Raw genomic sequence first — 17,461 nt, 5'->3', positions numbered from 1 at the left:
GTATGAAAAGTAATCAACCAGAATGGTGCTCTGTTAACCAATTTTTCCGGTTTCGATGAGTTGTTGTAGGATCGGCCTTACAATGAGCTCCATAGCAAAACTCATCTTCCCTCCTGGTACCACAAGCGTGTTGTGGCGAGACATAAATGAGCCATCAATCATAGCTAAAAGGTAAGGGAAATCGACGTTTTTGATGCCGCGCAAACGTATAACAACGAAGCTTTCGTCTAAACTTGGAATCCCTTTGGCGTTGAGAGGGTTAGATGTATCTACGGTTGGAACACGCTGAAAGTTGATGTGAGTGCGCGAAAATTGCGGGGTAATGTAGTTAAGGTAATCATCCATCGAACGAACAATGGAATCCATTACGGCTTCGCGTGAGTGGCCACGATCGCGGGTGTCACGAACGAATTTTTGAATCCACTCTAGGTTTACGATAGGTACCATGCCAATCAGCAAATCGACGTGTTGAGAAACGTTAATGTCGCCATCAACCACACCGCCGTGCAGGCCTTCGTAAAACATCACATCGGAGTTTTCAGGGATCTCTTGCCATGGCGTGAAGGTGCCCGGCATTTGATTGTAAGGCACGGCTTCATCGAAGGTGTGTAGGTAGCTTCTTACTTTACCTGTACCTTCGTTACCGTATTTACGGAAGAACTCTTCTAGCGCACCAAAGTCGTTGGCTTGAGGACCAAAGTAGCTGATGTGCTTACCTTGCTCGCGCGCTTTACGGATCTCGACATCCATCTCTGGGCGAGTGAAGCGATGGAAACTATCCCCTTCAACCCAAGCGGCCTTCACGTCCATCATATTGAACATTTTACGGAAGGCTTCTGAGGTGGTGGTGGTGCCGGCTCCAGATGAACCCGTCACCGCAATAATTGGATGTTTAGCGGACATGACAACCCTTGTCTTTTGAGTAACTTACTTGTTAGCAATCGTTTACCACTATAACACGGCTCCTTTATGAGCGCAGCTTAGAAGCGTTTTGTGACTTGAATATCAACGGTTTCATGGAGCTCAGAAAACACAATGCTGACTTCTCCTGAAGCTAATTGATGTTTCACTTGATCAATCTTGTTTTGCAGTGAAACCTCTACGTCGCCGTAGTCTGTGCCTTCACGCAGCACGAACTCTTTGATGAGGTTTTCCAGTGTCTCTGGCGCAATGTCTTGCCATGGGATGATCATAAATACTTCTCTCTTTTATGTTCATAAATAGGTTTATTGATGTAGAAATGCGTGTGCTTAGTATTGTTTTACTTCTATTTACTAAGGCTCGGTCATTATGCCGAATCTTGGATACTTTCATAGTAGGCAGGCAAGGCTTCTTCTAACCAAAACCTTGGCTTGAGTGTACTGCCAGTAATAAACCCAACATGGCCGCCTTTTTGAAACAGTCGATAATCGATGTTATCGGGCAGAACAAATTTTGGGATCACATCATCGGTCATGAAAGGGTCGTCTTTGGCATGAATGATCTGAGTCGGTAGTTTGATCTTATTGAGCTTAGGCAGAGCAGAACATTGCGCATAATAATCTTGGGCATTTTTGAAGCCGTGCAGAGGCGCAGTGATTCGTTCATCAAACTCATACAGTTTGGTGATGTTCTTGATGGCTTCAGCGGTGATGCCAAGTTTTTCCTGCAGCAGGTTAACCTTTTTTAGCGCATTCGATTTTAGAGAGTTGAGCAGGTACTTCTTATAGAGCTTGGAGAAACCACGCTCAATACGACTAGAGCAACACGCTAAGTCAAAAGGAGCAGATACGATGGTCGCCGCCGACAGCAATGGGTCGTCTGCGTACTCAGCCAAATAGTTCGCCAGCATGTTTCCACCTAAAGATATGCCAACCGCAACCTTAGGGTTATTCGGAAACTGGGCGTGCAGGTGTCTTAGAAAAAAGCGCGCATCTTCGACTTCACCTGAATGGTAAGCGCGAGCCAGGCGATTGGGTTTTCCGCTGCAGCCTCTGAAGTGCATCATCACGGACAACCAACCATCTTTAGCAAACGCATTCATTAATCCATTGGCATAAGGGCTCTCAAAGCTACCTTCTAAACCGTGGAATAGAACGAATATCGGCTTGCTACTGCGATCATTTTTATTTGAGGTGTCACCGTCTGGTGATTCGCTCCAAGCAAGATCAAGAAAGTCACCATCGGGTGTTTCTAAGGTTTGCCAGTGAGGATGAAACAGCGCCTGCTTTCGAATAAACCGTGGCACTAAGGTTTGTAAGTGCGGATTAGAGAGACCAGCAGCTGCGGTAAATATTGTCATAAAAACGATCCATGCTTCTTTATACGGGTTTTGATAACGTGTTGAGTTTGTAACGAAACGCCCACGTTTTTATTTGAGCTTGGTTGATTCTCGGCATAAGCGCAAGGCTTCACTTATACGAGATACAAAAACAGACTATGGGTAACCGTTTGAATAATATCAAGGTTAAGCTTGGATCTTGATTGAATAAAAGGGAAAGAGAACGAGCTAGGGCTGTGGTGCTGGTTCAGAAAAAGCGTCGCAGAGGTTTTCAGCCCCTAATAAACGACAGTACTGAAAAGTGAGCGGTGATTGCTGGTTAGCGTACAGTTGTAGGGAGTTTATACAGTCGACCAGATCGGACTGTTGTTGCTTTTCAAGCTGTAACTCAAACTTTAGCGCTTCACGGTATAGAGAGTCGACAACGTGTGCTTTGAGATGCTTACGTAGCTCTCGATAACTATGAAGCAGGGTTTCAGAGCGGCTCAAGCACTGTTGAACTTTGTGCCACTCTTCTTCGGCAAAAGACAATTGCTGCTCATCAAGCCATTTGAGCAGCAGCAGTAGATTGACGTTGCCGTGAAACTGGTTTTGTAAAGCTAGGCACGCATCCTTTACACCACGCACACTGTAATACTGAAGGCTAAATTGCCATAGTCGTTCCAGTGTTAGTGATATTGGGGCGTGCTCTGGGCTCATAAGCTATCCATATCCTGTTCCATCTGCTCAAGCTCTTCTTGAGTGGACATCCAATCCATTTCAACTTCTTCTAGCTGTGACTTACTGCTCGCTTGGAGAGCGAGTACTTTATTCAGTTTAGCCTTATTTTCAGCTTCATACAGTGAAGTGTCGGATAATTCTTGCTCGGCTTCTTCAAGAGCCTGCGTTAACTTATCCATCTGCTTTTCAAATTGACTCAGCTTTTTACGAATTGGTGCCGTTAGTTTACGGAACTCTGCTTCTTTACGTTTCTGATCTTTTTTTGCTGCTGCACTGTTGGCGCCGTCTTTTGCTGGTGCCAATGCTTGTGCTTCTTTGCGTTCAACTTTCTGCTGTTCGGTTAGCCACTTGTAGTAATCGCTTAGGTCACCATCAAACGGTGCCACTTGGCGGTCGTGTACCAAATACAAATCATCGGTAGTCGCACGGAGTAGGTAACGGTCATGCGATACGATAACCATTGCGCCTTCAAACGTCTGCAATGCAAACGTCAGCGCCTGACGCATGTCGAGATCCAAGTGGTTGGTTGGTTCATCGAGCAGCAACAGATTCGGTTTTTGCCATACTAGTAGCGCCAGAACTAAACGCGCTTTTTCACCGCCTGAGAAGGGGGCTACTTTATCGAGCGCTTTTTCACCTTGGAAACCGAAGCTACCTAGGTAATCACGCAGTTGTTGCTCTGTGTGTTTAGGGGCAATCTGCATCATGTGTTGCAGCGGTGTTTCTTCTGGGTGCAGCGTCTCTAACTGGTGCTGTGCAAAGTAACCCATCTTAACGCCTTGTGAATAGCTCAGTTCACCACCTTGCTGTTTCAGTTCGCCAGAAAGGAGTTTAATCAGCGTTGACTTACCAGCGCCATTTCGGCCAAGTAGACCAATACGACTGCCCGGTACTAGGTTCAAGCGAATCTTCTCTAGAATCAGGTTGTCATCGTAGCCCGCAGAGACTTCATCCATCATCATGATTGGATTTGGTAGCGCGTCTGGTTCTCTAAACTCAAAGCTGAATGGGTTATCAAATTGAGCGGGCAGCACTTGTTCCATTTTCTCTAGCGCTTTAATACGGCTTTGCGCTTGGCGAGCCTTTGAAGCTTTGTAACGGAAACGGTCAATGTAGCTCTGCATGTGAGACATCTGTTTCTGCTGCTTTTGGTACATCGCTTGTTGCAGAATCAGTTTTTGCGCTCGTTGGGTTTCGAACGATGAGTAGTTACCCGTGTACTCATTGAGCTGTTGGTTTTCAACGTGCACGATGCGGTTGACGATAGGGTCTAAGAAGTCTCTATCGTGCGAGATAAGCACTAGCGTGCCAGGGTAGCTTTGTAACCAACGCTCGAGCCACATTACTGCGTCTAAATCCAAGTGGTTGGTAGGCTCATCGAGTAGCAGTAGGTCACTGCGACACAGTAGGGCTTGCGCTAGGTTCAAACGCATACGCCAACCACCTGAGAATTGAGTCAGGTTCCATGTCATTTGTTCTTGGCTAAAGCCTAGGCCATCCAGTAACTCGGCAGCACGTGCCTTTATGCTGTAACCACCAATGGTTTCAATCTTGCCGTGGATCTCTGCTACCAATGTGCCATTGTCGGCTTGTTCAGCTTTCTCTAGTTGATCTTCAAGGCCGCGGTATTCACGGTCGCCATCAATCACGTATTCAATTGCTGTTCTTTCTAATGCAGGTGTTTCTTGAGCAACCCAAGCCATTTCCCAATGGGCTGGTTTACTGAATGAACCCGCATCAATAGACAGTTCGTCCTTAATTAAGGCGAATAGCGTAGATTTACCACAGCCGTTTTTACCAACCAAACCGATCTTGTCGCCAGGGTGAAAAGTCGCAGATGCTTGGTCGAGGAGTGGCTTACCGCCGCGTAGCAATTGAATATCAGAGAAAGTAATCATAATTGAAATAGCATAGAAATTAGAGGTGAACAGACGCCTGCATAGTAGGCTGAAACCAGATAAAAGTCGATCACAATGCAATTTGCGTTATGATGCCAATAACATATTAATAACTTTTGCTTAAATTCTTGTGGCCTTGCCACCGTTTAGCCCTCAAAGGAATGTTTCAAAGGAATGAGTAATACTCCCTCGACAGACAAAGTCGTGCCAAAGGTGTTGATCATCTACGCGCACCCAGAGCCGCAAACCTCTATTGCTAATCAGATGATGGTTAAGAAGGTAGAGTCGCTCGGTCATGTCAAAGTTCATGATCTCTACGCCATCTACCCAGACTTCTTTATCGATGTGCCTTATGAGCATGAATTGCTCCTTCAATACGATGTGATCGTGTTTCAGCATCCTCTGTTTATGTATTCCTGCCCTTCATTGTTAAAAGAGTGGTTTGATCGCGTGTTAGGCAAGGGTTTTGCGTTTGGTGAGCAGAGCGCACTTAAAGGCAAACACTGGCGCAGTGTGATTACTACCGGTGGTAAAGAAGAGGCGTTTGGTGCCGCAGGCTATAATAAATATCCATTACAAGAGATCTTGCAACCATTCGAGCTTACCGCTGCTTTGTGTCAGATGAATTGGATATCCCCTTTGGTTTTACACTGGGCGAGAAATGTTTCGGATATGACGCTTTACCAACACGCAGAAGCGTATCGAAATTGGCTGCGAGACCCGCTACAAGATATAGGAGCGAATGATGGCTCTGACTAATGATTTTCTACAAAGTAGCGTTATATTTTTAGCGGCTGCTGTGGTTGCGGTTCCTATCGCACAGCGCGCCGGTTTGGGTTCAGTACTTGGTTACTTATTAGCGGGCGTGGCAATTGGCCCATGGGGGCTTGGCTTAATCAGTGATGTCGAAGCGATTCTACACTTCTCCGAATTCGGGGTGGTACTGCTGCTCTTCTTGATTGGTCTCGAACTTAATCCGAAAAAACTGTGGCAGATGCGAGCGCCGATTCTAGGACTCGGTGGCGCGCAAGTGCTGATCACCACTCTAATTATTACCGCCATCGCCTGTCTATTTGGATTAACTTGGCAAACCAGTCTCGTGATAGGTATGGGTTTGGCGCTGTCTTCGACTGCGATTGCCTTGCGTGTTATTGAAGAGCGAGAGCTCGGCGGCAAAGAAGCAGGGCAGTCGGGCTTTGCAGTACTGCTTTTCCAAGATATCGCTGTTATTCCAATGCTAGCAATGTTGCCTCTACTTGCGGGTAATACCGGCGGTAGCTGGGCTGACATGCTGTGGATGCTGGGTGGCGTGATTGGCCTACTGGTCGGTGGCCACTTCTTGTTGAGACCACTTTTCCGATACGTAGTGATGAGTGGTGTGCGTGAGTTATTCACCGTCGCGGCGCTGTTACTTGTGATTGGTATTGCTGTGATCATGCAACGGATTGGCTTGTCGATGGCATTAGGTACCTTCCTAGCGGGCGTACTTCTGGCTGAAAGTGAATATCGACACGAGCTTGAGATCGCGATTGATCCATTCAAAGGTTTACTGCTTGGTCTGTTCTTTATCTCTGTGGGTATGGCGGTAAACCTAGGTCTACTGGCAGAAAGCCCATTCGCAATACTTATTGCAGTGTCGTCGCTAGTCGTATTGAAAGGTTTGGTGCTGTATGCGCTGGCTCGTATCTTCGGCACTCAAGCTAAAGCACGTAGCCGAATGGCGATGATTCTTAGCCAAGGTGGTGAGTTTGCTTTCGTTATTTTTACCGCGGCGAGTGCGCAGGGCATCTTAAGTGGCGAACAAGTGTCGTTCTTACTGGTGGTTGTGAGCCTTTCTATGGTGACCACGCCATTGATGCTTAAACTGCAAGACCGATTCTTTGCACGTCAGCTTAATCAAATCAGTGAAAGTGCGATGTCTTCGGATGTGGTTGATCGCAGCCCTCGAGTGATTATTGCGGGCTTTGGTCGTTTTGGTCAGATCATTGGTCGTCTGATGTATGCCAACAAGATTCGTATCACTGTCCTTGAAAGTGATGCCAGCCAAATACACATCCTTAGAAAGTTCGGCTACAAGGTGTTTTACGGAGACTCGACTCACCTAGAGCTATTACGCGCAGCCGGTGCTGATAAAGCAGAGGCGATTGTGTTGTGTACTGACTCCCCAGATGAAATCATGAAAACCGTCGATTTATGTAAGCAGCACTTCCCACGCTTAAAGATCTTGGCGCGTGCACGAAGCCGTGTTGAAGCGTATCAACTACTTAACCACGGTGTGAGTAACTATTCGCGTGAAACCTTCCTTGGAGCATTGGATTTAGGTCGTCAAACATTGACTGAACTTGGCATGCATCCATATAAAGCGAAGCGAGCAGAAGCACACTTTAGAAAGTTGGATAATGGTATGCTGAAAGAGTTGCTGCCTCAGCATAACGAAGATGCCGAGTTAGCCCAAAGAGCGAAAGAGGCTCGCAAAGAACTTGAAGAGATCTTTGGACACGAGATGGAAAACGATCACCAATCTCGAAACTATTGGCAGTAGCTTGAAGTGATAACTCATGCTTGAGCTTAGAAATAGAGCTTGGGCATAGAAATAACAGACTATAGAACTAACCTAATAATAAACGCGGTCTCTGCTTAACTTATCAATAAAGTGAGTGGGAAGAACCGCGAATCCAGAGCAGTAAAGGATATGAACGTGAAACAGAAAAAACGCTTTATCGCAGGGGCAAGCTGCCCAAGTTGCAACACTCAAGACACACTCCGTTGGTGGATTGAAAATAATATCGAGCTGGTGGAATGTGTCGATTGTGACTTCACAGAACAGCGTAAACCGAAAACTGTAGAGAAATCTGAACACGCGAATCAAGAAATGATCGGTATTTTTAAGCCAGAATGATTGAGTTTCGTTAATTGATCCCCATAATATCCCGGTACAGAATTTTTCCTAAGCTCAACTGTTCGAGCTTAGTCCAAACCTCCTTGGAGCTCTCATGAAAATTGAAAAGAACGTAGTAGTTAGTGTTGCATATCAAGTGAAACTTGAAGATGGCGTAGTAGTTGACCAATCAACTGCAGAAGCTCCACTAGATTACCTTCACGGTCACAACAACCTAATTACAGGTCTTGAAAAAGAGCTTGAAGGCAAAGTAGCTGGCGACAAGTTCTCTGCAACTGTTACTCCAGAAGACGCATACGGCGAACACAACGACGCACTAGTTCAACGTGTTCCTGCTGACGTATTCCAAGGTGTTGAGCAAATCGAAGTTGGCATGCGTTTCCTAGCGGATACTGACCAAGGTCCAATCCCAGTTGAAGTTACTGAAGTAGATGGCGACGAAGTTGTTGTTGATGGTAACCACATGCTAGCTGGCCAAACTCTAACGTTTGACGTTGAAGTTGTAGCGGTTCGTGAAGCGACTGAAGAAGAAGTTCAACACGGTCACGTACACCAAGAAGGCGGCTGTGGCGGTCACGACCACGATCATGACCACGAAGGCGGTTGCTGTGGTGGCGAAGGCCATGACCACGGTGAAGAGAAAAAAGACGGCTGCTGCGGCGGCGGTAGCTGTGGTTCTCACTAATACCGAATTAACGGTTTAGTTTAAGAATCTTGAAAGCCTCCCTTGTGGAGGCTTTTTGCGTTTAGGAGTCTCGCTTTTTGACCTCGCTTTTCTCTACCAAACTAAGTGTCCGCAAATCTAAGCATTCGTAAAAGTTTGGTTTTCGTTATCAGACATCGAACCATGGATGTGGTATTGATAGCACAACATTATAAGACGACGTCAGTGGAGAGTTTGTATGTCACAGCCTTTTTCAATTGCCATTCATGGTGGTGCAGGAACCATCTTGCGCGAGCAAATGAGCTATGAATTAAAAGCGGGTATTACCGAGGCTTTGGAAAAATCGGTTTTGGCTGGTTATCAAATATTGCAATCGGGTGGTGATGCTCTGGATGCGGTAGTGGCATCGGTTAAGGTGATGGAAGACAGCCCGCACTTTAATGCCGGTAGGGGCTCTGTTTTAACGCATGATGAATTTGTTGAGATGGACGCTTCTGTGATGCATGGCCGCGAAATGGATTCAGGTGCTATTGCAGGCGTTCGCCATATCAAAAACCCAATTGAGCTTGCACGTGATGTGATGCGGAAAAGCGACCATGTGTTGCTGATTGGTGAAGGTGCCGAGAAGTTTGCGTTTGAGCATGACTACACCTTTACCGAGCAAGACTACTTCTTTACTGAGCGCCGCTATGACCAACTTCAGTCGATGAAAGAGAAAGGCATCTTTGCTCTGTCTGAAGCGAAATATGATCAGCAGCAAGCTGAGAAATACCCTGACGATAAAAAGTACGGCACGGTTGGTGCGGTCGCATTAGACCAAGCGGGTAACTTAGCGGCAGCAACCAGTACCGGTGGCGTGACCAATAAGAAATACGGTCGTGTGGGTGACTCTCCGATCATTGGTGCAGGAACCATCGCTGAAAATGGCAATGTTGCCGTCTCAACAACCGGGATGGGTGAGTTCTTCCTACGTAAAATGGTCGCCAGTGATGTCGCAGCACGAATGCGTTATCTGAAAGAAGATGTGCACACCGCTTGTGAAACGATCATTCAAGGTGAATTGAAAACCATGGGTGGAGAAGGTGGCTTGATCGCTATCGATGGCCAAGGCGATATACATTTTGGTATGAACAGCTCAGGAATGTATCGTGCAAGCGTTGATACTCAAGGTCGTGTTGAAGTGAAGATTTATGCCGATGACTAAGTTGGTATCGGCTTAATTGGCTTTAGCTTATTCACTGAGATGAAATAAACAAAAGGGCGACAGATAAGTATCTGTCGCCCTCTTAGTTTTCTATGTCCCGTCCTGAAATGTGTTTACACATTGAGGACGAGAAACTAACGATATGCGTCGCTAGAATCAATTCGTTATTTTGAACCATACTTAATAGTGTGGAGGTGGCGTCTCTTCTGATGCGTCAGCTAGATTAGAGCCATCCATATTTTTTACTTTGCCAACCACGAACTTCATCTGGTCTTGCATTCTCGTGATCAACATTTGTTGTTGGCTAAGCGCTTCATTGAGTTCTTCAATGGTCTGTTCTTGGAAAGCTAGCTGACACTCTAGGTCATTTACGCGGCTTTCTAGTTGTTCAACTCGCTTTTCTGTCATCGTTCTTAATCCACATTCCAAGCTTGGGCAATGCCCGCAGAGGTGCCCGATATCACACGGTTCTTATCATCAAAGGCTGCATCATACACTACCGCACGAGGAGGGCGAGCATCTTTTAATGGCTCAGCATCGTGGCGAGAAATTCGCTTGCCATCCTGAGTATTCCACACACTCACTTGGCTGGATGGTGTGCCCGTCACCAACATACTGCCGTCATCAGAAAAACGCGCACTCGAGAAAATCAACTGTCTAGACCAGCTTTGCAATTGCGCTTGAGGTTCGCCCGTTTCAAGATCCCAAATCATCGCTTGATTGCCGCCATCAGAGGTAAAAGCCAGTTCACCATCGCGTTGTAGCGCGACTCGTACTACTCTTTGTTCATGCTCAAAGGTGCGCAACACCAAGCCCGACTCGGTATCCCAAAGGTAAGCTTTGTAGTCGTTGCCGCCTGATAATGCGTAGCGGCCATTAGAAGAGAGGGAGACTGAATTCACTTTTTCTCGGTGAGCAAGGAACTCCAGACGGCGTCCGGTGACTAAGTCCACATAGATGGCTTTTCCATTAGAAAGGCCAAGCAGTACTTTTTCACCATTGCTAGAGATATCGACATCGCGAATCAAGCCGTCGGAGATAGACCAGAGCCCTTGTGCTTGAGTCCAAGATAAGTCCCAAACGGCGAAGTTCATCTGGCTAGCGGTAATGGCAAAACGGCCATTGTCCGAGATACGGATACGCGATACTTGGTTTTCTAACTGGTCTTGTGGACCAAGCTGAGCCAACTCTTGGTCTTCGGCGAGGTCCCAAAGGAGCAGTTGCTTTTTCTGAGAGTAGAGCAGGGCGAAGCGTCCATCTCTGCTGAGTGCAAAGCTGGTGGCACCATTGGGCTCAATTTCCCAACGCTGCTCATCATCTTGGAAGAAAAAGCAACCATTTAACAAGGTGATGACAATTGTACATAGCAATGAGTGGAAAAATATTCGCATCACATCTAATAATCCGGTTTGTGTCGAAAGACATATGACTAGTATATTGTTATAACTAACGTATTCACACCAATCTAATCATTAGATTTGTGCACAATAACCAATGGCTTGGCCATTAATTGGAGAATTCAATGAAATCAGTTTTAAAAGTATCACTGCTTGCCGCAACGGTTATGCTAGCAGTTGGTTGTCAGAAAGAAGAACCAAAGGCAGAAGCTCCACAGGTAGAAGAAGTTAAAGTTGAAGCAGTAAACTTTAAAACAGAAGATGACAAAGCGGCTTACGCAATCGGTGTATCTTTCGCTAACTACCTAAGCACAAGCATTGATAAGCCAAGCGAGCTAGGTATCAACCTAGACAAAGATATGGTTCTTCAAGGTATCGAAGACGTATTCGCAGAGAAAACAGCACTTAACGAAGAAGAAACTCGCGCAGCTCTTGAAGCTCTAGACAAGCGTGTTGCTGAAACGATGCAAGCACAAGCGGCAGAAAAATCTGCAGAAGTGAAGAAAGCCGGTGATGACTTCCGCGCTGAGTTCGCTAAAACTGAAGGCGTTAAGCAAACTGAATCTGGTCTACTTTACCAAGTAATGACTGCTGGTGAAGGCGCTTCTCCAAAAGACACTGATACCGTTCAAGTACACTACAAAGGTACGCTAACAGACGGTACTCAGTTCGACAGCTCTTACGATCGTGGCGAGCCAGCAACATTCCCACTAAACCGCGTAATCCCAGGCTGGACTGAAGGCGTACAACTGATGCAAGTTGGTTCTAAGTACAAGTTCGTTATCCCGCCAGAGCTAGCATACGGTGAGCAAGACACACCGACTATCCCTGCTAACTCAACGCTAGTATTCGAAGTAGAACTACTAAACATCGATAACGCTGAAGCAGCTCCTGCACAGTAATATCGGTTAAAAGTTTTATTCTAAAATACGTTGATTGAATAAAAAGCCTAACTTTGAGTTAGGCTTTTTTTATGATTTGAAGGTGAGTATTTGATTTTTAAACTTGTTCTAAATCACTAGTTGCAATGTTAGCTAGGTGTGCAATTAAAATTTTCTGATAAACTTACATAAATTTGTTGATTTTTCACACGAAGGTAAGGAATAAGTGACTACTACAGAAACAGTCAATGCAGATGTGTTACTTGAAATGGAATCAGTCCACGTTATGCCATTCAGTGAACACGATAAAATCATTCTAAGATCTTATGAGGCCGTTGTTGACGGTATTGCGAGCCTTATTGGTCCGTTTTGTGAAATCGTTTTGCACTCTTTAGAAGACCTCAATACTTCTGCGATTAAAATTGCCAACGGCGAAAATACAGGTCGTCAGGTTGGCTCGCCGATTACCGATCTTGCATTGAAGATGCTAAAAGATATTGAAGGTTCTAAGCGTAACTTCTCACGTTCATACTTCACTCGCGCTAAAGGCGGAGTGTTGATGAAGTCGATCACGGTTGCTATCCGCAACGGTGAAGACCGAGTGATTGGCCTACTGTGTATTAACGTGAATCTAGACGCGCCATTCTCACAAGTGCTGCAATCGTTCATGCCTACACAAGACGCAGACGAAGCCGCATCATCGGTTAACTTCGCTAGTGACGTTGAAGAACTTGTCGACCAAACGGTTGAACGCACCATTGAAGAAATTAACGCTGACAAATCGGTATCGAACAATACTAAGAACCGTCAGATCGTGATGGAGCTGTACGACAAAGGTATTTTCGATATTAAAGACGCGATCAACCGCGTTGCTGAGCGACTGAACATCTCTAAGCACACCGTGTACCTATACATCCGCCAACGTAAAACAGAGGATGAAGAGGGTTGCTAAGCTATACACTCCTAGTGAATGGGCCAGTCTATGGCTCACAGTCAGCAAGAAGTGCCTACCAGTTTGCCGTGGCTCTGATTAAACAGGGCCACAAACTTCACAGTGTGTTCTTCTATCAAGATGGCGTGAGTAACGGCTCAGACCTTACCGTACCGGCTAACGATGAATTTGATTTAGCTTCTGCTTGGCAAAAGCTGGCTGATGAACACGATGTTAGCCTTGAAACCTGTGTGGCAGCTGCGCTAAGACGCGGAGTGATTAGCTCTGAAGAAGCAGAGCAACATCAACTAAGTGCCTCTAACCTAGCCACTGGATTTACTCAAGCCGGATTAGGGAGCTTATCGGAAGCGCTACTAACGCAAGATAGGGTTGTGCAGTTTTGAGAAAGTTAGCCTTTATATTTAACAGTTTCCCTCATACGACCGCTGCGGGTAGAGAAGGGTTAGACGCCCTGCTTGCTGCGTCCGCATATAGTGAAGACATTGCCGTGTTCTTTGTTGGCGATGGCGTGACACAGCTTCTCAAAGCACAGCAGCCCGACGAAACACTATCGCGTGACTACATCTCTGCATTCAAACTTATGGACCTGTACGACATCGAACAGGTGTATGTGTGTCAGCGTAGTCTGAGTCAGTTTGGTCTTTCAGCAGACAACCTGCTGATCGATGTGACCACCGTTGAAGCCGACGAGTTAACGCAGAAGTTAGCTCAGTGCCAACGGATACTGACTTTCTAGGGGACGCTATGCTTCATATTGTAAAATCAGTCGACAAACTTAAACTCGCATTGACCTATTCTCAGCCACAAGATCAGTATCTTTTGGTGGAAGATGCGGTGTATGTTTGCCTTCCCAATCATGAGTTATTCACTCAAATCTGCGCAGTAGAGCAGGTGTCGGTGTTAAAACCAGATCTCGATAGCCGAGGTTTACAACTACTTGTCTCAAGTACCATTGATCAAGTTGACTTCGATGGCTTCGTTAAACTGACGGTTTTGAACGACAAATCAGTCACTTGGTAGCTGTGTTTTATCAGTTTGGTTAAAAGTAGACCATCCTGAGCTCTAGACGGCTAAAAAAGATCTGTATATTTCTTGACACACCTCCCACTGCTGAATAGAATTTTGCGTCCCTAATTACGACTTGTGATTAGGGATAGATTTTTCACAAAGCTTACTTTCAAGTAAATTTCAGGAGCTAGTTAATGGCAACTATTAACCAGTTGGTTCGCAAACCTCGTGTAAAGCAAGTTGTTAAAAGCAACGTGCCTGCACTAGAAGCGTGCCCACAAAAACGTGGTGTATGTACTCGTGTTTACACTACTACACCTAAAAAACCTAACTCGGCACTACGTAAAGTATGTCGTGTACGTCTAACTAACGGTTTCGAAGTAACTTCGTACATCGGCGGTGAAGGCCACAACCTACAAGAGCACAGTGTTGTACTAATCCGTGGCGGTCGTGTAAAAGACCTTCCGGGTGTTCGTTACCACACTGTTCGCGGCGCACTTGACTGTGCTGGCGTTAACGACCGTAAACAAGGTCGTTCTAAGTACGGTGTGAAACGTCCTAAGTCTTAATTGATTCTCTTTTTTAAAAAGAAATCGTTAAGTAAGGCCAAACACTATTTTATTTATTATTCTGAAAAGTTTTGGAAAAAACCTGAAGAAGACAACGGAGAATATCCATGCCACGTCGTCGCGTAATAGGTCAGCGTAAGATCCTTCCAGATCCTAAGTTCAAATCTGAATTGCTGGCAAAATTCGTTAACATCCTTATGGTTGACGGAAAGAAATCTACTGCAGAAAAAATCGTTTACACTGCACTAGATTCAATGGCTGAGAAGTCTGGTAAAGACCACTTAGCTGTATTTGAAGAAGCTCTTGAAAATGTTCGCCCAGCGGTAGAAGTTAAATCTCGCCGTGTAGGTGGTTCAACTTACCAAGTACCTGTAGAAGTTCGTCCGGTTCGCCGTAACGCTCTTGCTATGCGTTGGGTAGTTGAAGCTGCGCGTAAGCGTGGTGAAAAATCTATGGCTCAACGCCTAGCTGCTGAAATGCTAGACGCGTCTGAGAACAAAGGTACTGCGGTTAAGAAACGTGAAGACGTTCACCGCATGGCTGACGCAAACAAAGCGTTCGCACATTACCGTTGGTAATACCTTTTTAGTGCTGCAAGGTTCCTTGCAGCACTTCTTTAGTTCCTATGCTTATGCTAGGAACTATTGCTATTTCTAGGGCAAGCAATTTTTAGCGAAGCATCGCTTTTAACGCCTAATCTAGACATAGCAATAGTCCCTAAGTCTCTAATAAGAGGATTCAACCGTGGCTCGTAAAACTCCTATAGAGCAATACCGTAATATCGGTATCGTTGCTCACGTAGATGCAGGTAAAACAACCACAAGTGAACGTATTCTGTTCTATACCGGTCTTTCTCACAAAATCGGCGAAGTTCACGATGGTGCAGCAACCATGGACTGGATGGAGCAAGAGCAAGAGCGCGGTATTACGATCACTTCAGCAGCAACCACTACGTTTTGGCGTGGTATGGAAGCTCAGTTCTCGGACCACCGTATTAACATCATCGACACTCCTGGACACGTTGACTTCACAATCGAAGTAGAACGTTCTCTGCGTGTGCTTGATGGTGCAGTTGTTGTGTTCTGTGGCTCATCTGGTGTTGAACCTCAGTCAGAGACAGTATGGCGTCAAGCTGATAAGTACCAAGTTCCACGTATGGTTTTCGTTAATAAAATGGACCGTACCGGCGCTGACTTCTTGCGCGTAGTTGAACAGATCAAGGACCGCTTAGGCGCAACTCCTGTTCCAATTCAACTGAACATTGGTGCTGAAGAAAACTTCCAAGGCGTTGTCGATCTTATCAAGATGAAGGCAATTAACTGGAATGAAGCTGACCAAGGCATGACTTTCACGTACGAAGATATTCCTGCAGACATGCAAGAAATGGCTGAAGAATATCGTACAGAACTTGTTGAAGCTGCTGCAGAAGCAAATGAAGAGCTGATGGATAAGTACCTTGAAGAAGGTGAACTAACAGAAGCTGAAATCAAACAAGGTCTTCGTACTCGTACCCTTAATAATGAAATCGTACTTGCTACTTGTGGTAGTGCATTCAAAAACAAAGGTGTACAAGCTGTTCTAGATGCAGTGGTTGATTTCCTTCCTTCTCCAGTCGATGTACCTGCAATTAAAGGTATCGATGAAGATGAGAACGAAGCAGAGCGTCACGCAGACGACAAAGAACCGTTCTCAGCGCTAGCATTTAAGATTGCAACAGACCCATTCGTTGGTACTTTAACTTTCATCCGTGTTTACTCTGGTGTTGTTGAAAGCGGTAAAACAGCTTATAACTCTGTGAAGAAACAACGTGAACGCTTAGGTCGCATTGTTCAAATGCACTCAAACAAGCGAGAAGAAGTAAAAGAAGTACGAGCAGGTGACATCGCAGCCATCATTGGCCTGAAAGATGTGACTACTGGTGAAACCCTTTGTGACCAGAACCATAAGATTGTTCTTGAGCGCATGGAGTTCCCAGACCCAGTTATTCAGATCGTTGTAGAGCCAAGCTCTCAAGCTGATCAAGATAAAATGACTATCGCTCTAGGTAAACTAGCAGCGGAAGACCCATCGTTCCGCGTTGATATGGATGCGGAAACTGGCCAGACTCTGATTTCTGGTATGGGTGAACTACACTTAGATATCATCGTTGACCGTATGAAGCGCGAATTTAGCGTGAACTGCAACGTTGGTAACCCGCAAGTGGCTTACCGTGAGACTATTCGTGGTACAGCGAAAGCGGAAGGTAAATTTATCCGTGAACATGGTGGTAAAGGTCAGTACGGTCACGTATGGCTGAAACTAGAACCATCAGAAGCTGGCGAAGGCTTTGTCTTTGTGGATGAAATTGCCAATGGTATCGTACCGAAAGAGTTTATCGCTTCAGTTGCTAAAGGCGTTGAAGAGCAGATGAACAATGGTGTGCTTGCTGGCTATCCAGTTTTGGATATCAAAGCTACACTATATGATGGTTCTTACCATGAAACAGATTCAAGTGAGATGGCGTTTACAATCGCTGCCTCTATGGCTTTCAGAACGGGTGCACTTGAAGCGCAACCGGTTCTGCTTGAGCCTATGATGAAAGTTGAAGTAACTACTCCAGAAGACTGGATGGGTGACGTTGTTGGCGATATTAACCGTCGTCGCGGCATCATCGAAGGTATGGACGAGGGGACAGCTGGCCTGAAGATAATTCGTGCACAAGTTCCGTTGTCTGTCATGTTCGGTTACGCAACTGATTTACGTTCTGCGACACAAGGTCGTGCTTCTTACTCTATGGAGTTTAGTGAGTACGCTGAAGTGCCTAACAATGTTGCAAAAGCAATCATTGCAGAGCGTGGTTAAACAAAAGGAAGGCATTTTTTTTCATTTTTTGAAAGAACAATGCGTCCAAATATTGCGCTAACGAGAGTTGGCGCATAAAATAGCAATTTCTGGCGCGTCTCGCTCAATAATGAACGTGGCGAATCATAACTAGGAAGGAACACGATTGTGTCTAAAGAAAAATTTGAA

At 45.6% G+C, this 17,461-nt stretch carries 20 protein-coding genes; 13 read left to right on the top strand and 7 right to left on the bottom strand.

Features of this window, described 5'->3' with window-relative positions:
- Positions 1 to 33: 33 nt before the first annotated feature.
- The 5 genes from AB4486_RS21635 to AB4486_RS21615 form a co-directional block, all read right to left on the bottom strand.
- Entirely contained in the window at positions 34 to 903 is an 870-nt protein-coding gene (locus tag AB4486_RS21635; protein ID WP_010435210.1) for a phosphoribulokinase, read from the bottom strand.
- A gap of 77 nt (positions 904 to 980) precedes the next feature.
- On the bottom strand, positions 981 to 1,193 hold the full coding sequence (locus AB4486_RS21630; protein ID WP_010435208.1) for a YheU family protein: 213 nt from the start codon (positions 1,191 to 1,193) through the stop codon (positions 981 to 983).
- Positions 1,194 to 1,288: 95 nt separating this feature from the next.
- Positions 1,289 to 2,281: a hydrolase gene (locus AB4486_RS21625; protein WP_019825349.1), complete on the bottom strand. Its 993-nt coding sequence runs from the start codon at positions 2,279 to 2,281 to the stop codon at positions 1,289 to 1,291.
- Positions 2,282 to 2,488: 207 nt separating this feature from the next.
- A complete protein-coding gene (locus AB4486_RS21620; RefSeq protein WP_017066206.1) occupies positions 2,489 to 2,959 on the bottom strand; it encodes a TIGR02444 family protein in 471 nt (156 codons plus the stop codon).
- Positions 2,956 to 4,878, bottom strand: a complete 1,923-nt coding sequence (locus AB4486_RS21615; protein ID WP_372118576.1) for an ABC transporter ATP-binding protein — start codon at positions 4,876 to 4,878, stop codon at positions 2,956 to 2,958. Before AB4486_RS21615 ends, AB4486_RS21620 begins: the two co-directional genes overlap by 4 nt.
- A 174-nt stretch (positions 4,879 to 5,052) precedes the next feature.
- On the opposite strand from AB4486_RS21615, the gene kefG reads away from it, so the two are divergent.
- From kefG to AB4486_RS21590, 5 genes are all read left to right on the top strand, one after another.
- A complete protein-coding gene (gene kefG, locus AB4486_RS21610) occupies positions 5,053 to 5,637 on the top strand; it encodes a glutathione-regulated potassium-efflux system ancillary protein KefG (RefSeq protein ID WP_102393032.1) in 585 nt (194 codons plus the stop codon).
- Positions 5,624 to 7,420 (top strand): glutathione-regulated potassium-efflux system protein KefB, encoded by a 1,797-nt coding sequence (gene kefB, locus AB4486_RS21605; RefSeq protein ID WP_017063703.1) that lies wholly within the window; start codon positions 5,624 to 5,626, stop codon positions 7,418 to 7,420. Before kefG ends, kefB begins: the two co-directional genes overlap by 14 nt.
- A gap of 156 nt (positions 7,421 to 7,576) precedes the next feature.
- The gene (locus AB4486_RS21600; protein ID WP_029235422.1) at positions 7,577 to 7,777 is read left to right on the top strand and encodes a YheV family putative zinc ribbon protein; all 201 of its coding nucleotides are present in this window, start codon (positions 7,577 to 7,579) and stop codon (positions 7,775 to 7,777) included.
- A 94-nt stretch (positions 7,778 to 7,871) separates the two neighbouring features.
- On the top strand, positions 7,872 to 8,462 hold the full coding sequence (slyD, locus tag AB4486_RS21595) for a peptidylprolyl isomerase (RefSeq protein WP_017061108.1): 591 nt from the start codon (positions 7,872 to 7,874) through the stop codon (positions 8,460 to 8,462).
- A gap of 217 nt (positions 8,463 to 8,679) precedes the next feature.
- Positions 8,680 to 9,645 carry an isoaspartyl peptidase/L-asparaginase family protein gene (locus AB4486_RS21590; RefSeq protein WP_372118574.1) on the top strand — a complete coding sequence of 322 codons (966 nt, stop codon included), beginning with the start codon at positions 8,680 to 8,682 and terminating at the stop codon, positions 9,643 to 9,645.
- Positions 9,646 to 9,825: 180 nt separating this feature from the next.
- Here the strand turns inward: AB4486_RS21590 and AB4486_RS21585 are convergent, their stop codons facing one another.
- The gene (locus AB4486_RS21585; RefSeq protein WP_009848930.1) at positions 9,826 to 10,053 is read right to left on the bottom strand and encodes a SlyX family protein; all 228 of its coding nucleotides are present in this window, start codon (positions 10,051 to 10,053) and stop codon (positions 9,826 to 9,828) included.
- A 5-nt stretch (positions 10,054 to 10,058) separates the two neighbouring features.
- Positions 10,059 to 11,036, bottom strand: coding sequence for a WD40 repeat domain-containing protein (locus AB4486_RS21580; protein ID WP_372118629.1), 978 nt, complete (start codon positions 11,034 to 11,036; stop codon positions 10,059 to 10,061).
- Positions 11,037 to 11,167: 131 nt separating this feature from the next.
- Between AB4486_RS21580 and fkpA the strand changes: the two genes are divergently transcribed.
- From fkpA to fusA, 8 genes are all read left to right on the top strand, one after another.
- On the top strand, positions 11,168 to 11,944 hold the full coding sequence (gene fkpA, locus AB4486_RS21575; protein WP_017061105.1) for an FKBP-type peptidyl-prolyl cis-trans isomerase: 777 nt from the start codon (positions 11,168 to 11,170) through the stop codon (positions 11,942 to 11,944).
- A 205-nt stretch (positions 11,945 to 12,149) separates the two neighbouring features.
- Positions 12,150 to 12,875: a transcriptional regulator gene (locus AB4486_RS21570; RefSeq protein WP_004729851.1), complete on the top strand. Its 726-nt coding sequence runs from the start codon at positions 12,150 to 12,152 to the stop codon at positions 12,873 to 12,875.
- Positions 12,869 to 13,258, top strand: coding sequence for a sulfurtransferase complex subunit TusD (gene tusD / locus AB4486_RS21565; RefSeq protein WP_017063709.1), 390 nt, complete (start codon positions 12,869 to 12,871; stop codon positions 13,256 to 13,258). Before AB4486_RS21570 ends, tusD begins: the two co-directional genes overlap by 7 nt.
- Complete coding sequence (gene tusC / locus AB4486_RS21560; RefSeq protein WP_372073446.1) at positions 13,255 to 13,611, top strand: sulfurtransferase complex subunit TusC; 357 nt, start codon at positions 13,255 to 13,257, stop codon at positions 13,609 to 13,611. The genes tusD and tusC overlap by 4 nt, the downstream gene beginning before the upstream one ends.
- Positions 13,612 to 13,619: 8 nt before the next feature.
- A complete protein-coding gene (tusB, locus tag AB4486_RS21555; protein ID WP_017063711.1) occupies positions 13,620 to 13,895 on the top strand; it encodes a sulfurtransferase complex subunit TusB in 276 nt (91 codons plus the stop codon).
- Positions 13,896 to 14,077: 182 nt separating this feature from the next.
- Positions 14,078 to 14,452: a 30S ribosomal protein S12 gene (rpsL, locus tag AB4486_RS21550; RefSeq protein WP_004737194.1), complete on the top strand. Its 375-nt coding sequence runs from the start codon at positions 14,078 to 14,080 to the stop codon at positions 14,450 to 14,452.
- 107 nt (positions 14,453 to 14,559) lie between these two features.
- Entirely contained in the window at positions 14,560 to 15,030 is a 471-nt protein-coding gene (gene rpsG / locus AB4486_RS21545) for a 30S ribosomal protein S7 (RefSeq protein ID WP_010435163.1), read from the top strand.
- A gap of 166 nt (positions 15,031 to 15,196) precedes the next feature.
- The gene (gene fusA / locus AB4486_RS21540) at positions 15,197 to 17,293 is read left to right on the top strand and encodes an elongation factor G (RefSeq protein ID WP_017061101.1); all 2,097 of its coding nucleotides are present in this window, start codon (positions 15,197 to 15,199) and stop codon (positions 17,291 to 17,293) included.
- Positions 17,294 to 17,461 lie beyond the last annotated feature (168 nt).

The sequence above is a fragment of the Vibrio sp. 10N.222.55.C6 genome, assembly GCF_041473395.1.
GTDB lineage: Bacteria > Pseudomonadota > Gammaproteobacteria > Enterobacterales > Vibrionaceae > Vibrio > Vibrio crassostreae_C.
Note: the sequence above shows the minus strand (reverse complement) of the source record. Positions and strands in the feature narration are given on the sequence as shown.

What these genes read in the sequence shown, in the direction of transcription:
- AB4486_RS21580 (WP_372118629.1), bottom strand. Translation starts at nt 11,036, where the DNA reads ATGCGAATATTTTTCCACTCATTGCTATGTACAATTGTCATCACCTTG.
- slyD (WP_017061108.1), top strand. Translation starts at nt 7,872, where the DNA reads ATGAAAATTGAAAAGAACGTAGTAGTTAGTGTTGCATATCAAGTGAAA.
- kefG (WP_102393032.1), top strand. Translation starts at nt 5,053, where the DNA reads ATGAGTAATACTCCCTCGACAGACAAAGTCGTGCCAAAGGTGTTGATC.
- AB4486_RS21635 (WP_010435210.1), bottom strand. Translation starts at nt 903, where the DNA reads ATGTCCGCTAAACATCCAATTATTGCGGTGACGGGTTCATCTGGAGCC.
- AB4486_RS21585 (WP_009848930.1), bottom strand. Translation starts at nt 10,053, where the DNA reads ATGACAGAAAAGCGAGTTGAACAACTAGAAAGCCGCGTAAATGACCTA.
- fkpA (WP_017061105.1), top strand. Translation starts at nt 11,168, where the DNA reads ATGAAATCAGTTTTAAAAGTATCACTGCTTGCCGCAACGGTTATGCTA.
- rpsG (WP_010435163.1), top strand. Translation starts at nt 14,560, where the DNA reads ATGCCACGTCGTCGCGTAATAGGTCAGCGTAAGATCCTTCCAGATCCT.
- AB4486_RS21620 (WP_017066206.1), bottom strand. Translation starts at nt 2,959, where the DNA reads ATGAGCCCAGAGCACGCCCCAATATCACTAACACTGGAACGACTATGG.
- AB4486_RS21590 (WP_372118574.1), top strand. Translation starts at nt 8,680, where the DNA reads ATGTCACAGCCTTTTTCAATTGCCATTCATGGTGGTGCAGGAACCATC.
- AB4486_RS21615 (WP_372118576.1), bottom strand. Translation starts at nt 4,878, where the DNA reads ATGATTACTTTCTCTGATATTCAATTGCTACGCGGCGGTAAGCCACTC.
- tusB (WP_017063711.1), top strand. Translation starts at nt 13,620, where the DNA reads ATGCTTCATATTGTAAAATCAGTCGACAAACTTAAACTCGCATTGACC.
- rpsL (WP_004737194.1), top strand. Translation starts at nt 14,078, where the DNA reads ATGGCAACTATTAACCAGTTGGTTCGCAAACCTCGTGTAAAGCAAGTT.
- AB4486_RS21625 (WP_019825349.1), bottom strand. Translation starts at nt 2,281, where the DNA reads ATGACAATATTTACCGCAGCTGCTGGTCTCTCTAATCCGCACTTACAA.
- AB4486_RS21630 (WP_010435208.1), bottom strand. Translation starts at nt 1,193, where the DNA reads ATGATCATCCCATGGCAAGACATTGCGCCAGAGACACTGGAAAACCTC.
- kefB (WP_017063703.1), top strand. Translation starts at nt 5,624, where the DNA reads ATGGCTCTGACTAATGATTTTCTACAAAGTAGCGTTATATTTTTAGCG.